At 36.4% G+C, this 14,263-nt stretch carries 13 protein-coding genes; 5 read left to right on the top strand and 8 right to left on the bottom strand.

Translation table 11 applies throughout. The annotated features are described in order from the left end of the window. Window positions 1–42 precede the first annotated feature (42 nt). The 7 genes from ACFOY7_RS11325 to ACFOY7_RS11295 all read right to left on the bottom strand — a co-directional run bounded on the left by ACFOY7_RS11325 (window position 43) and on the right by ACFOY7_RS11295 (window position 6,907). Window positions 43–222 (bottom strand): hypothetical protein, encoded by a 180-nt coding sequence (locus ACFOY7_RS11325; RefSeq protein WP_390252191.1) that lies wholly within the window; start codon window positions 220–222, stop codon window positions 43–45. Beyond that, window positions 192–1,790, bottom strand: coding sequence for an amidohydrolase (locus ACFOY7_RS11320; protein WP_390252190.1), 1,599 nt, complete (start codon window positions 1,788–1,790; stop codon window positions 192–194). The genes ACFOY7_RS11325 and ACFOY7_RS11320 overlap by 31 nt, the downstream gene beginning before the upstream one ends. A 110-nt stretch (window positions 1,791–1,900) precedes the next feature. Then, complete coding sequence (locus ACFOY7_RS11315) at window positions 1,901–2,131, bottom strand: small, acid-soluble spore protein, alpha/beta type (protein ID WP_390252189.1); 231 nt, start codon at window positions 2,129–2,131, stop codon at window positions 1,901–1,903. A 146-nt stretch (window positions 2,132–2,277) separates the two neighbouring features. Then, entirely contained in the window at window positions 2,278–3,477 is a 1,200-nt protein-coding gene (thiI, locus tag ACFOY7_RS11310) for a tRNA uracil 4-sulfurtransferase ThiI (protein WP_390252188.1), read from the bottom strand. 6 nt (window positions 3,478–3,483) lie between these two features. Next, window positions 3,484–4,623 (bottom strand): cysteine desulfurase family protein, encoded by a 1,140-nt coding sequence (locus tag ACFOY7_RS11305; protein WP_390252187.1) that lies wholly within the window; start codon window positions 4,621–4,623, stop codon window positions 3,484–3,486. A 208-nt stretch (window positions 4,624–4,831) separates the two neighbouring features. Then, window positions 4,832–5,185 (bottom strand): hypothetical protein, encoded by a 354-nt coding sequence (locus ACFOY7_RS11300; RefSeq protein WP_390252186.1) that lies wholly within the window; start codon window positions 5,183–5,185, stop codon window positions 4,832–4,834. 18 nt (window positions 5,186–5,203) lie between these two features. Continuing rightward, window positions 5,204–6,907 (bottom strand): septation ring formation regulator EzrA, encoded by a 1,704-nt coding sequence (locus tag ACFOY7_RS11295; RefSeq protein ID WP_390252185.1) that lies wholly within the window; start codon window positions 6,905–6,907, stop codon window positions 5,204–5,206. A gap of 242 nt (window positions 6,908–7,149) precedes the next feature. Here ACFOY7_RS11295 and ACFOY7_RS11290 point away from each other — a divergent pair, with 242 nt between their 5' ends. Together ACFOY7_RS11290 and rpsD are read left to right on the top strand one after the other, a co-directional pair. After that, the gene (locus tag ACFOY7_RS11290; RefSeq protein WP_390252184.1) at window positions 7,150–7,629 is read left to right on the top strand and encodes a GAF domain-containing protein; all 480 of its coding nucleotides are present in this window, start codon (window positions 7,150–7,152) and stop codon (window positions 7,627–7,629) included. A 217-nt stretch (window positions 7,630–7,846) separates the two neighbouring features. Beyond that, window positions 7,847–8,449 (top strand): 30S ribosomal protein S4, encoded by a 603-nt coding sequence (rpsD, locus tag ACFOY7_RS11285; RefSeq protein WP_390252183.1) that lies wholly within the window; start codon window positions 7,847–7,849, stop codon window positions 8,447–8,449. Between the two features lie 286 nt (window positions 8,450–8,735). On the opposite strand, the gene ACFOY7_RS11280 is transcribed toward rpsD, so the two are convergent. Continuing rightward, window positions 8,736–11,432, bottom strand: a complete 2,697-nt coding sequence (locus ACFOY7_RS11280) for an S-layer homology domain-containing protein (protein ID WP_390252182.1) — start codon at window positions 11,430–11,432, stop codon at window positions 8,736–8,738. Between the two features lie 574 nt (window positions 11,433–12,006). On the opposite strand from ACFOY7_RS11280, the gene ACFOY7_RS11275 reads away from it, so the two are divergent. The 3 genes from ACFOY7_RS11275 to ACFOY7_RS11265 all read left to right on the top strand — a co-directional run bounded on the left by ACFOY7_RS11275 (window position 12,007) and on the right by ACFOY7_RS11265 (window position 14,261). Next, window positions 12,007–12,282 (top strand): YqhV family protein, encoded by a 276-nt coding sequence (locus ACFOY7_RS11275; RefSeq protein WP_390252181.1) that lies wholly within the window; start codon window positions 12,007–12,009, stop codon window positions 12,280–12,282. A gap of 206 nt (window positions 12,283–12,488) precedes the next feature. Then, a complete protein-coding gene (locus ACFOY7_RS11270) occupies window positions 12,489–12,989 on the top strand; it encodes a DUF3231 family protein (protein WP_390252180.1) in 501 nt (166 codons plus the stop codon). 90 nt (window positions 12,990–13,079) lie between these two features. Continuing rightward, complete coding sequence (locus tag ACFOY7_RS11265; protein ID WP_390254063.1) at window positions 13,080–14,261, top strand: MFS transporter; 1,182 nt, start codon at window positions 13,080–13,082, stop codon at window positions 14,259–14,261. Window positions 14,262–14,263 lie beyond the last annotated feature (2 nt).

Below are 14,263 nucleotides of genomic sequence, written 5' to 3'. Positions count from 1 at the left end.
ATATACTGCAGGATTTGATGATATGAGATAAATATGGACCGTTTACTGACGGTCTTTTGATAAAATTATAATTAAACTTGGCGGTTCATCATCCAATTTATATAAAAAAACCGGACGGTAAGGAGACTCCCAAATGTTAGACCATTCTTCTAAACTTTTGGGGGTCGACTCACAGTAATCCGGTTTTTTCTCTAGTTTTTCTGCCTGCTCCTGTACATCCATTCTCCCGCAACGATTGTTCCAGTGACTTTAACTTGATCAATCCGACTGTGAGCTACTGTGAAAAGATCTTCCTCAAGTATCGTAAAATCTGCTACATACCCTTTATTAATGATGCCTCGGTCATGTTCATGATTTATCACATAGGCACTGCCTTTAGTATATAATGAAATCGCCTCGTAAACAGACAATTGCTCACCGTGTCCATAAACCTTTCCGTCAATAGAAGATTGTCTTGTAACAAAAGCTTTGATCCCATTTAATGGGCCTGCTTCTTCAATTGGAGCATCAGACCCTGCAGCACACACTATATTTTCACGCAGAAATGTCTTCCAAGGATAAGATCTTTCTGCCCGTTTTTCACCTATCCGTTCAATCACCCATGGAAAATCAGATGAAACAAATGTTGGTTGGATATCAAGCACTACATCCATTTCTTTTAGAAGTTGTATTACTTGATCATTAACAATTTGTGCATGAATGATGCGATCACGACGATTATTCTCAAGCGGATATTTTTTAAGCAGTTTTGCAACTTGCAGGACAGCCTGATCCCCAATCGCATGTACTGCTATTGGGTGTCCGAATTCTCTCGCATATTTGACTAATGCTTCTAATCTTTCTTCCGAATGAATAGGAATACCAACATTAGCAGGATCATCTGCATACGGTTCACTTAACCAAGCAGTTCTTCCTCCTAAAGCTCCATCTGAAAAGATTTTCATTGCACCTAATGTTGTATACTCACCGCCATCACCGTAAGTATAACCAGCTTCCCTCATTTCATCAAAAACAAGGTGATGGACTAATAAATGTGCGCGAAACTTATATTTTTTCGGCAAAATGGATTGGTATGCTTTTAGAGTTGGTTCAAACCCGCTATAATATGCTAAATCTTCCGTATGACCACCAACCAATCCTTTACTCAACAAATCCTTTATTGCTGTTTCTGTTGTTTTTTCTAGTAATTCTTGTGATACAGATGGCATGACATCCTTTACTAATTCCTGAGCTTGGTCTAATAAATATCCAGTTGGCTCACCATTTTTGTCACGAACAATTCTTCCACCTTGAGGGTCTTCTGTCGCTGAAGTTAAATTGGCTAATTCTAACGCTTTGGAATTAACAATTACTGCATGACGGCAAATTCTTGTTAAAATAATTGGTGTTTCTCTCGACAATTGATCTAATTCATGTTTATCAATAATCCGTTTATCAATCCATTGATTCTCGTTCCAACCTTCAGCAACCAGCCATTCACCGTTATGAAGTCCCTTTATTTTCTCCGCTATAGCTTCTAATACTTGTTCAGCAGATTCCATCATCGATAAATCAACATGTAACAGCTTTTCACCATGACCAATAATATGTAGGTGACTATCAACAAACCCTGGATACATTACATTGCCCTCTAAATCAAATACTTCATCAATCAAACCATTATAGGTTTCCTTTAATTCTTTTAAGCTTCCTGTTGCTATTATTTTGCCATTATCTGTATAAACTGCTTCTACCATATCAGAAGCACTTTTCATCGTATAAATTTTACCGCCATACCACAATATACCCATATGTTTCCACCCTCTAGCAAATAAAAATTAATTTGATATAACGATAGCAGAAACAAATCCGAAAGAAAAGGATAGTGTTTTTAACACTATCCTTTCTGTTTATTTCATAATTATTGAGTTATTTGTGTACCAGTTGCTTGTGTACCACTAAGTTGTTGCTGTGCCACTTGAACAAGACGTTTAGTAATCTCTCCACCTACTGAACCATTAGCACGAGAAGTAGTGTCAGCACCTAAGTTTACGCCAAATTCTTGTGCGATCTCAATTTTCATTTGATCTAATGCTTGGTTTGCTCCAGGAACTAATAATTGATTTGAGTTTGAGCTGTTGTTATTTGCCATGATATTCACCTCCTCTTCGTACAATAGTATCTTGCACGAAAGTCAGGGATAACATGCACATAAAACAATGGTAGTTCTTGTTAATAAAACCAATTACAATATGTTTCTAATAAGCGATTGACTAGACTATAAAAGCTAAACTTTCTTTATAGCAAATCATCAAATTGATTTGATACTTTTTTATCTGCGGAAATCGTAATTGTTTCCACGTTATTTAATATATCTTCGATGTCCTGACTAAAGTCTATTCCACTTTCAAACTGTTCTACTTTCTCCAGTCTTGGTTTTGTTTTTGGTGATTTTGGCACAAAAACAGTACAACAATCTTCATATGGACGAATGGATATGGAGTACATATCGATTCTTTCAGAAATTGAGATGATCTCATCCTTATCCATTGCAATTAGTGGTCGGATAATCGGATAATTCGTTACAGCATTAATTGCATGCATACTCTCCATTGTCTGGCTTGCTACTTGCCCAAGACTTTCACCAGTAATTAATGAAAGGATATTCTCTTTTTTAGCAACTGCTTCACTTATTCTCATCATCATTCTTCTCATTACTGTCATAGAATAGCCATGAGGAACTTCGCGATGAATTTTCTGTTGCAGTGCTGTAAATGGAATGACATGTACTTTTATACTTTTTCCGTAATATGCTAACTTCTCAGCAAGGTCTAATACCTTTTCCTTCGCCCTTTCACTTGTATATGGTGGCGAGTGAAAATGTATAGCCTCTAATTCGACACCACGTTTCATTGCCTGGTATCCAGCTACAGGGCTGTCAATTCCACCGGAAAGCAATAGTAGAGATTTACCTGATGAACCAACAGGTAATCCTCCAGCACCTAACACTTTTGCTGATGTCAAGTAAGTTGCGTCATCCCGGATATCTACCACTATCTCAAGATCAGGATTGTGTAAATCTACCGTTATATTCTCCGTATTGACTAATAAATAACCACCCAGCACTTGATTAAATTGTTGGGAACCAATTGGAAACTCTTTATAAGATCGTTTCGTTGTCACTTTAAAAGTAGATGGTTTGGCCTCCTTTAACAATTCCAGTGCACTTTCCTTTATTGCCTGTTCTTCATTCTCCACTTTAACCGCAAGGCTTAAGCTCTGAATCCCAAATATATGGCGACATCTCTCGATGATTGGATTAGGGTCTTCACCATTTAGCACAATATACATTCGATCGCGTTTCTTCTGAACTCGAGTATTTGGATAATCCCGGATGGCTGTAATTACATTATTCTGTAATTGTGTTGTAAAGAGCTTTCGGTTTCTCCCTTTTAATGATAACTCTCCATAGCGAATAACTATATGATCATATTGCATATCTATCTACCTCATTACTTTACTTAATTTAGCTAATACTTTGACTAGTTCTGTCAGGAATATATCTATTTCATCTTTCGTTGTATTATAAGACATACTTATTCTTAAACCAGACGCGGATACCTCATAGCTTTTGCCACATGCGGCTAACACTTGACTCTCATCAGCACTTTTAGATGAACAAGCAGATTTTGTGGATATATAGATATCTTTTTCTTCTAATGCGTGAATCACTACTTCCGGTTTTAAACCAGGTGCAGAAAAATGCACAATATGTGGTGCACTATCATTTTTGGGAGTATTTAAAACGATATGATCCATCTCATGAAGTTTTTCCATTAAATAATATTTAAGGTTTATTAATTCATCTGCTTTTTGTTGCATATCTTTTGCTAAACGCATTGCTTTTACTAATCCAACAATTCCCGGAACGTTTTCTGTACCTGCACGAACATTCGCTTCTTGCCCGCCCCCATGTGCTAATGAAAACAGTCTCACACCATTTTTTACATACAGTATGCCTGTCCCTTTTAGCCCATGAATTTTGTGACCGGAAATCGTACATAAATCAATCTGCGCGTTTTTGAAATGCAAAGGTACCTTAGAAAACCCCTGTACATGGTCTACATGAAAAAATATTTTCGGATAACTGCTTAGTAACTGACCAATCTCTTCAATTGGCTGAATCGTGCCTATTTCGTTATTTACATGCATAATCGTAACTAAGATCGTTTCATTTGTTATGGCAGCTTTGACATCATCAACATTGACTTTCCCATCCTGATCAACAGGTATATAGGTAATTTGGAATCCTAATCGCTGCAATCCTTCACACGCTTCTATCACTGATGGATGTTCAACAGTTGTTGTTATGATGTGCTTTCCTCTATTTTGATGGGCTAATGCAATGCCCTTAATTGCTAAATTATTTCCCTCTGTCCCGCCTGATGTAAAAATAATTTCTGAAGAATCAACTTGCAAAATTGTACCAGCTTGCTCACGAGCTTTTCGTAATAAACGTTCCGTCTCCATACCCAATCCATGAATAGAAGACGGGTTACCAAAATATTGAGTGGCAACTTGTTGGAAACTTTGCAAGACTTCTAAGTCGGGCTTCGTTGTTGCACTATTATCTAAATAAATCATTCTATCCCTCTTTTTCGTTTACCATCCGAAATATCGTACCATATTTTTAACATACTGCAAACATGTTTATTAATTTTACATAAACTGAACATATTGGAAAGTCCTTATTTTCACTCATTCACTCAATTCGACTGGAAACTTTTTAATAAAAAAGACAACACCATACTTAATTAAAATTAAATAATGGGTTGTCTTTCTAATTATCTTATTACCTGCTCACAACAGTTTGGATACCTAATTCTATTAAAAGAGTATCAATGGAAACTGACTCATCGGGATCCACTTGTCCGATATATTGCTCCAATGCTCTCCCATTAGACTGATCCTTCTCGTCATTCGTTTGGCCCTTTGCAGTTTCATCAATTTCTTCCTCAAAAGGCTGGGGTAATTGAACGAATTTGAAGTAATTATTCACCCTTACCTTTTCCATCATTTCCGAACCAATGGAAGTGTGCTTTAACGCCATTTCATAATCATTTGATTTTATTCCAGCAAATGTCCAAATAACAGCCCCCCATACCGATAGGGTAACAACGAATAATATACCTGCCAACCATTTCATGATGCCATATACCTTCCTTTAACTCAACATTTCCTGATAGCGTTCATCAAGTTGTTCAATTTTCTTCATTGCTTGTTCATCGATCTCTTCGATTGCCTTCACAGCTACTTCTAATGCTGATTCATATTTGTAATTACGGAATAATGTCTCAGCCTCTATTAATTGCGCAGCAAGGATTGGATGATTTCGTCTGAATCGATTACCATATTGAATCGCAATTTCCACAAGTCTTGCCTGATCGAGCAACATTGCAGTCTGATTAACAAAATTAGATACAGATTTATTAGCCTCATCTAAACTATGTTGGACTTTTGCCATATCTAATGGATGTTTTTGAAGGTTCTTTAAAACTACCTCACATTTATCCGTCGACTCCTCCAATAAATTAATTAAAGATGATGGGACACCTGGAATATTACTCTTCATAAGTTGTTTATTTGTGTATAATAATTTCGACTTTAAATCAGTTATCTTTTCTTTCGCTTCCAATTCATCTTTTCTTAGATCACGGACTTTGTCATGGAATTCTAATTGTGCTTTTTCCAGTTTGCCCACATCTTCCGAAAGATGCTCCAACCTTTCTTTAATTTCCACATGATGGCTTAATCTCATTTCATAATCTTTTTCGATCTGTTCGAATTGGTTATCTAGCTTATCTAACCATTTCTCTAAGTTTAAGAATATCTCGAGGTCTGCTGATTCAATATAATACGTTTTTTGCAGTTCCGTTATTTCCTGTTTTAAGCCTATGTATGCATCGTTTAATTCATCTGTTTTACTTTTCAATCTCGGGAGTTCATTTTCCACAATTGATTTGGATGTTTCCTCTTTTTCCAACAATACTACCATTTCATTTAAGCGAAGTTCCATTTGATCTAAGGTTTCTTTTGCGTCATCCAATTCACCATTTTCTAAGTTTATAATGGTATCTTTTAAAACCTTCTCATACTGCTTCAATTCTTTTTCAAATCCAAATTGTTCAATTCGAAGGCCTTCATCTGCCATTCCAGCCATTTCACGAATTAATTCATTCATTTGTTCTGGAATGTTCTTTTTACAATTACGATAAAGTTCAGGAAAAACATTAATCTTATCATCTAAAATTTCGACTTCTTCCTTTAATTCATTGATCATTTGTTGTGCAGCTAAGTAGTTGCCACCTTCCTCAAGCTCATGATGGGATTCTAATTTCTTCTCTAATTTTGTTAACTCCGCTTCAAAATATAGTTCTGCTTTCCCAAACTGTGTTCGATTATGTAAAAGATATTTCTTCAATTCTTTCAATTGCGGGCCAACTATGTCTATTTGTTCTTTCGTATATTTTTCGGAGTCTAACAGGTTGTCAACATCCTGAAAGATCTGATCAATGTTTTCATCAATGCTTTGTAATGTTTGTTCAATTAGTGAGAGCCGTTTTTTAGCTGCTGGAATATTAAAACGATTCGCCAACTCCTCTACATCTAGCAAATCTTCTTCCATATCAGGTAAAGTTTTTGTGACAATGGTATCCCAATTTTCTTTCCACGTTTCGAATTTCTCTTGGGTTTCGCCTAATAAATTTAGTTGTTTTATTTTTCCTAGTTCCGCTGTCACGTTTCGACTCATGATGTTCATTTTCCATTCTTCAAGCCGATCTACATGATCGTAGACTTTCCGCCTTAGAATAAGTCCAACTATCATAAGTGCAATAACGAGTAAAATTCCGCCGATCACAAATTCCATTTCTTATCCTCCTACTAAAACAACTATATATTCAACCTTGTCATTTTGTAAAAATTTATGCGACTTTTGTATGTAAAGTTATAATATCATGTTTCACGCCTTTTTTGCTATGATTTATATATATTTATTAAATATGAATACGAAATTCTTCGGAAAAACGATATATTTGTCACGATTCCTTGTTTGGTATATGATATATGCAGCAAATTGCGAGATAATTTTACAAAAGGGGACAAGTTAGAATGTTCGAAACTTCAACATATAATGGTAGTAAAGAGAAAGATTACCCTATCGTAATCAAACAGCTAGATGCATTGCTGCAGGATGAACCTGATGTCATTGCAAACCTGTCCAATGCTTCGGCATTATTAAATCAGTTTTTAGACAAAGTGAATTGGGTCGGCTTTTATCTCTGGAAAGACAACGAATTAGTTCTTGGACCATTTCAAGGTCTACCTGCATGTGTCCGAATCAAAAGCGGCAAAGGTGTTTGCGGTACAGCAGTTTCTGAAAAGAAAACACAACTAGTTGCCGATGTCCATCAATTTCCAGGTCATATTGCATGTGATGCAGCAAGCCAATCAGAAATTGTTGTCCCTGTATTGAAGGATGGCGAAATATTTGGGGTGCTGGATATTGATAGTCCTATTAAGGATCGTTTTGATGAAACTGACAAGAGATATTTAGAGCAATTTGTTGAAACTCTAGAGAAATATATATAAACCTATTGACTTCACTCTTTGAACATCATATAATGGAGTTTGTGTAAAAAAGGTAGCCTATGTGGACCACCGGCTGACCATTTTGTTCCTCCATGGAGGTGCATCGCGTAACTCTCTGCTACTAGGGCGAGGATGCATGAAAAACAAAATGGCTGACGAATTGGGAACACACTGTCTTATTTTATGCAAAATTCATATATAAAGGAGAAGATGCACTATGGCTCGCTATACAGGTTCTGTATGGAAAAAGTCTCGTCGTCTTGGTATCTCATTAACAGGTACTGGTAAGGAGTTAGACAAACGTCCTTACGCACCAGGTCAACACGGACCTAATCAACGTCGTAAACTATCTGAATATGGTTTACAATTACAAGAAAAACAAAAACTACGTTTCATGTACGGAGTTAACGAACGTCAATTCCGTAACTTATTTGATCGTGCTGGTAAAATCAAAGGTATCCATGGTGAGAACTTCATGATCCTTCTTGAATCTCGTCTTGATAACCTTGTTTACCGTCTAGGTCTTGCAAGAACTCGTCGTCAAGCACGTCAGTTAGTAAACCATGGTCACATTACTGTTGATGGAAGTCGTGTAGATATTCCTTCATACGAAGTAAAACCAGGTCAAGTGATCGGTGTTCGTGAAAAATCTCAAAAGCTTGATATTATAGCGGAAGCAGTTGAGGCTAACACTTTCACACCAGAATACGTTACTTTCGATGCTGACAAATTAGAAGGTACATTCACTCGCTTACCAGAGCGTTCTGAGTTACCTGCTGAGATTAACGAAGCACTTATCGTTGAGTTCTACTCTCGTTAATCTATGCATTTTGCAGATTAATGCAGGCAAATCCCTTAAAATGTTGCTATGTCAACGTTTTAAGGGATTTTTTCATTTTCTTAATTTTATTGCCATTTGGGACCAAACCGGAACTAACCCAATAATAGCATGGGTGGAGTGATTGGTTGCATGTTAACCAAATGCCATTATTTAACTATCTAATCAGCACTTAAACTTTCATCTATTAAAAGTATCCATGTCTGGCTAGCAAGAAAGGCTGCCGACCAAAGTCGACAGCCTATTATTATGGTATATCAATTACTCATTATTTTGCTTCAATATGTGCAATCACACTGTTATCTTCATAAGTAACACTTACATTGTAACCATTAGCAGTTACATTATCAAATTTACCTTTCACCTTATTGGCAGTAATTAAAGTAAAGTCTTTCACATCTTCTACTTCGAAATTAGAAAGGTCTAAATTCAAATTCCCACCATCAAGGTATACCAGTCCATCCACATTTAGTTGACTGCTGTCATCATCCATTGTAATATCTAAATTTCCTGCTTCGACCGTAAAATTGCCATTTAAATGTAGTGTTCCATCTACATTAACTAAAACTGTCCCGTTTTCTAAATAAAGATCACCTTTACCAAAAGCAGTCGTCGATGCAGCTTCTAACGTTCCTTCTTGCAGCAATGTTCCTCCTGTATAACTATTATCTCCAGTTAATGTCAGCATTCCAGTGCCTTGTTTCGTAAGCATACCACTGCCTGTGATATCATTTCTCCACCAATCATGAGCATTAAATCTTCCTTTTGAAGCATCCATATTTACTGTTACATTGCTTAAAAACGCACCATATCCATCTGCTGCTGTAACCAAATCGATTCTGCCCCAACCGTTTGATGCATCAATAACAGGGTAGCCTGATTCAATTTCTGTAGTATATAATACTTCTCTTCGTTGTTGATCGGTCAAATAAGGTTGGCGGGTTTCTAATAAAACTTCTGCTCCTTCAGGCACTACTGGTTCTAATCCTTTTGTACCTGTTTGAGGCAATCCATAAGTAAGTTTTTCTCGATAAAAGGCTTTATTTGCGTCATGATCTTCCCATTTTTGTTCATCATACGCACTTTCAAACGTATAATCCTCTGTTACTGTATGTGCATATTCGTACAAGCTCATGTTATTAGATTCAGCTAATTCACCGAATACCTCTCCAGCATTTTCATAAGCCTTCTCTAATACTTCCTTGTTTTCTGCTTTATTAAATGCATATGCTGTCATTGCTGTAGACTGGATTCTGCCACCAATTACATCAAGTGGCGAGTGCATACCAGTTACTATACGATTTTCTCCCATTTGAGCTGCTCTGGTTAAAAATTCGGAATATCTTTCCGGAGTGGCGTATGCAAAACCAAATGATGATAAATAGGCTGCACTTGTGTGGCCACTTGGGAATGCTCCGTCTTTTCCTCTTCCATCTTCAGCTTTTCTTCTTACATATTCTAGTGCTGGAATTACTTCAACATTTGTTTCATATTGTTGGAAATGTTTTTCCCCTGTTTCTTTTTTTCCACCTGAAGGTAATTCTTCTACTACACTTTCTCCACTGCCGATTGTTTCCCAAACAGGTAAACCATTCTCATCAACAACTTCTTTCACTTCTCCATTGGAATTCATTCTGTACGGTCTTGGAGAAGAGAAAAAGTACTTAGAAGGGCTTGACGAGGAAGGATTTCTAAATCTTATTAAATGAACTAAATCCATCGCATCGGAAAGTTCTGATTCCTTCCATTCTCCCATTCCCTGACTTTGATCTTCAACAGTCATTTCTTCCAGTACCTTATTCATATCCTCCGTTGATCTTACAACACTTGTTATTGGGTTAACTGCCTCTACGTAAGTATTAGCTAAAGGCCCGTAAGCATCCATCACACTATATATCTTATCTCTTTGGTCATCATAATAGGCTGCTAATGCCTCTTCATCTGTTCTGTTTTTGGTAACATTTTCTACATATTTAATGTTTGCCACCCAGGTCTCTTTATCTCTGATTTCCTCGTTAGCATATGTTTTCTTATCTGCTACAACTTTTGTTTCATCATTCTTATATCCGTCAAAATAAACAGTAGGTCCGTCACCATAATTCGCAACCTCATCATTTGCACCTGGTTCAGTTAACGCTGTTCCGTCTCTCCAATCTGGCTGATTCAATGACCATATTTGATCGAACCCGTCTAAAACTTTGATAAAAGGATTAGTCGCAGCAATATTCTTTAAGGCAGGATCAGCAGCATTTTCACCATTTTCCACTACTGGTAAAGGCTGTTCCACTTCAGGAATATCCACATTAAGTATATTAGTAGTTCCCACTGGTTTAGATGGTTTCGAAACCCCATATGTTTCTAAAGCAGTATTTAATGCAACAACTACTTCTGCACGAGTAATATTATTAAGAGGTTTAAAACTTCCATCTGGATACCCGATCATTAGATTTTCAGCTAAAACACCACCTACAAACCCCTTACTCCAAGCTGATATAGATGATGAATCTTTAAATAAATCAGCTGATTCTTCATCCTCACTCAAGTTGGTAATTACTGCTATGATTTTTGCCGCTTCCTGCCGTGTAATGGCATTTTGAGGCTTGATAGTATTATCCTGATAACCATGCAAATATCCCGCTTCTAAAGCTTTGGATATGTCTTTGTAATACCAAGCATCTTTAGAAACATCTTTAAAACTTACTTCAGACTCTTTGGTATACCCAAAAGCCCTGTTAACCAGACTCATAAATTCCGCTCTGGTAATTAATTTATTAGGTTTGAAAGAACCATCAGGGTATCCTTTAATTAAGTCTTTATCAATCCATGTTTGAATTTGATCTTCTGCAAAGTTCCCCTCCAAATCAGAAAGTTGACTGGCTGCCTGAACAGGAAGCATAGAACAAATCATTGTCAGCATTAAAAGTATTGCTATTGACCTTATTAATTGTCTTCTGATAAAATTCATACTTTTTCTCCCTTTTCAAATTAATTCCGCACATTTAGATAAATTTCTACTTTAATATTATACTGAAAGTTCAATCAGTAATGATTATATGTACGGTTTGATCATGTGTTTATTACTCTATTAAGGAGAAGGTAAATTACAAATATATTGTGGAATATCACTTTGCCCCCTAACTTTTATTCAAATCATGGTCTATTGCACAATATCATTTTACACGCTCCACTTACCAGTGCCGTTATCCGCAAACCGAACTGACAGTAAAGCATTCTGCGCCACAAATTAAAAATGCAATTTACATTCCAACTAATCATCTTCTCCTTCTATTGAATCTCTTAGAAAAGGTTTAAAAAATAGAGTACTTATTTCACACTAATTTTCAGTATAGAAAAGTTATATTAAACAAATATAATGGCTATGTTAAAATTCTGTAAATTCATGTAAGAAGATCAATATTTCAAAATATTCACCGTCATTTTTTTAATAAATCAATCCTATATTTTACACCTCTCTAGTCCTTACTTGTACAAGCCGTGCATATAAATAAAAGAACAATAAATATATATGGAGGAAAATTATGTTTGTTCTATTAGAAAAAATCGTTCTCGGAATGGCTTTCTTAAGAATACTGTCTGGTTGTATTGAACTCTTTGCCGCGTTTATGATGATTCGATTTAATGATGTAGAAAAAGCAATCATTATTAATAGTTCTCTCGCTTTTATTGGCCCACTTGTACTTCTTTTGACAACAGCGATAGGTTTGTTTGGGATTGCTGACCAACTTTCGGTAAAAAAGTTTTTTTGGATCTTTTTTGGTGTTGGATGTATCCTGTATGGGGTAAAAAGCAGTTAGACAAAAATACGATCTAACTAGATACCTTTTTATATTAAAATTTAAAACCACTCCTGCCTCGTGTTCTATCAGAGGCAGAGTGGTTTTTTTTATGGGCCGTTTTTCTCCCGTAATTCTTCCTCTTCCCTAAAAATTATATTGTTTGATAACATATTTTTTCCCGAATTTGTTAAAGATATATTGAAAAATGAAGAGGAGGCTTTATTATGGCAATGTTAAATGGCAAACCAGAAGAGGAACCACTCCATTCAGGTGAAATTTATCATCTATGGTCCTACTTATATAGTACAAAGGGATCATTAGTTACAATGCAAGTATTTATCAATCATACCGGAGATAATGATTTAAAAGCATTCTTTGAAGACCTTCTTGAAAGTGGTTTTACTCAAGAAGTACAACAGGTAGAAACATTATTAAAAGAAACTGGTATTCGTTTACCACCAGCCCCGCCTGATCGCCCAAATGTAGAATTACAAGATATCCCCGCAGGTGCTCGCTTTAATGATCCAGAGCTTGCCATTCTTGTTCAAAAGGAACTAATGACAGGAAAGGTTTTGTGCAGCTACATTATGGGAGTGGCTATTCGTGAAGACATTCGGTCAATGTTCGGGGATTTCCATACACAAAAAGAAGAAAACGAAGTAAAATTGCTGCAAATAATGAAAGAAAAAGGCTGGCTTACATTGCCACCATTAAATATCAAATAATTTAACTTTGCTAGAGTAAGGAGTAGAAGACTGTTGAATTCGAAAAATAAAGGCAAAATTATTGCTGCAATTGGGTCTATTCCCCTTATTATGACACTCGGAAATTCCATGCTAATCCCGGTATTCCCTGCCATGAAGTCTGCATTAAAGATTTCACAAATGCAAGTAAGTTTGACAATAACCGTTTTTTCTATAGCCGGAGCAATCTTTATTCCGATTGTCGGTTATCTGTCTGATCGATTTTCGCGAAAGGTCATTATCATTCCATCGTTAATTTTATTTGGCCTTGGTGGATTACTAGCAGGATCAGCTGCAGCTTTCTTTTCCAATGCCTATACTTGGATACTTGTTGGTCGAACAATACAAGGGATTGGTGCGGCAGGTACGGCTCCTGTTGCGATGGCATTAACTGGAGATCTGTTCAAGGGCGGAGAACAAAGCCGGGTATTAGGTATTTTTGAAGCATCAAATGGCCTTGGAAAAGTACTTTCGCCAATAATAGGAGCACTTCTTGGACTTATCGTATGGCACTCTGTATTCTTCGCATTTCCGGCAATATGTCTCGTTTCACTATTACTTGTTATATTTTTTATCAAAGAAAAAAGCAACCGTCAGGCTCCACCCCCTTTCAGAAAATATGTAAGGGGATTATTCAGTGTATTTAAACATGAAGGAAGATGGTTGTTCACTGTTTATTTAGCTGGTGGAACATGCTTATTCACCTTGTTTGGAATATTATTTTTTCTATCAGATACATTAGAATCCAAATATTCGATTGACGGAGTCTGGAAAGGATTAATCCTGGCAATTCCATTACTTATTATGGTAACAACTTCCTATATAACCGGGAGCAAAATCGGAAAGAATTTTGAAAAAATAAAGAGATTGCAAATTATTGGATTCGGTCTTATGACATTATCCTATGTGTCACTAGTATTTTTAGAAAAGATTGTTCCTTTTCTCTTAGTTTTGGCTCTTAGCAGTATCGGTGCAGGATTAATTTTGCCTGGTGTCAATAGTTTAATTACTGGGGCTGTCGGCAAGGAAAGAAGGGGTTTTGTCACTTCACTATATGGCTCTGTCCGATTTCTGGGAGTTGCGTTAGGCCCGCCAATCTTTTCACGTCTAATGGATTGGAGCAGAACCGGAATGTTTGTCTCCATTGCAACATTGACATTACTCGTTGGTTTGCTTGTCCTCCTTCTAGTACATGTTAAAGGCAAAGACGGGAAGAAGAATAAAGAGACGAAAGTTCGCTACAAATATGTTTAATT

The organism is Gracilibacillus xinjiangensis (genome assembly GCF_042651765.1).
Lineage (GTDB): Bacteria > Bacillota > Bacilli > Bacillales > Amphibacillaceae > Gracilibacillus > Gracilibacillus xinjiangensis.
The sequence above is the reverse complement of the archived record's forward strand: the minus strand, read 5'-3'. Positions and strand labels throughout refer to the sequence as shown.

Bases quoted from the DNA above. Each gene is read 5' to 3' on its own strand.
- ACFOY7_RS11325 (WP_390252191.1), bottom strand. From the start codon at position 222: ATGGATGTACAGGAGCAGGCAGAAAAACTAGAGAAAAAACCGGATTAC.
- ACFOY7_RS11320 (WP_390252190.1), bottom strand. From the start codon at position 1,790: ATGGGTATATTGTGGTATGGCGGTAAAATTTATACGATGAAAAGTGCT.
- ACFOY7_RS11315 (WP_390252189.1), bottom strand. From the start codon at position 2,131: ATGGCAAATAACAACAGCTCAAACTCAAATCAATTATTAGTTCCTGGA.
- thiI (WP_390252188.1), bottom strand. From the start codon at position 3,477: ATGCAATATGATCATATAGTTATTCGCTATGGAGAGTTATCATTAAAA.
- ACFOY7_RS11305 (WP_390252187.1), bottom strand. From the start codon at position 4,623: ATGATTTATTTAGATAATAGTGCAACAACGAAGCCCGACTTAGAAGTC.
- ACFOY7_RS11300 (WP_390252186.1), bottom strand. From the start codon at position 5,185: ATGAAATGGTTGGCAGGTATATTATTCGTTGTTACCCTATCGGTATGG.
- ACFOY7_RS11295 (WP_390252185.1), bottom strand. From the start codon at position 6,907: ATGGAATTTGTGATCGGCGGAATTTTACTCGTTATTGCACTTATGATA.
- ACFOY7_RS11290 (WP_390252184.1), top strand. From the start codon at position 7,150: ATGTTCGAAACTTCAACATATAATGGTAGTAAAGAGAAAGATTACCCT.
- rpsD (WP_390252183.1), top strand. From the start codon at position 7,847: ATGGCTCGCTATACAGGTTCTGTATGGAAAAAGTCTCGTCGTCTTGGT.
- ACFOY7_RS11280 (WP_390252182.1), bottom strand. From the start codon at position 11,432: ATGAATTTTATCAGAAGACAATTAATAAGGTCAATAGCAATACTTTTA.
- ACFOY7_RS11275 (WP_390252181.1), top strand. From the start codon at position 12,007: ATGTTTGTTCTATTAGAAAAAATCGTTCTCGGAATGGCTTTCTTAAGA.
- ACFOY7_RS11270 (WP_390252180.1), top strand. From the start codon at position 12,489: ATGGCAATGTTAAATGGCAAACCAGAAGAGGAACCACTCCATTCAGGT.
- ACFOY7_RS11265 (WP_390254063.1), top strand. From the start codon at position 13,080: ATGACACTCGGAAATTCCATGCTAATCCCGGTATTCCCTGCCATGAAG.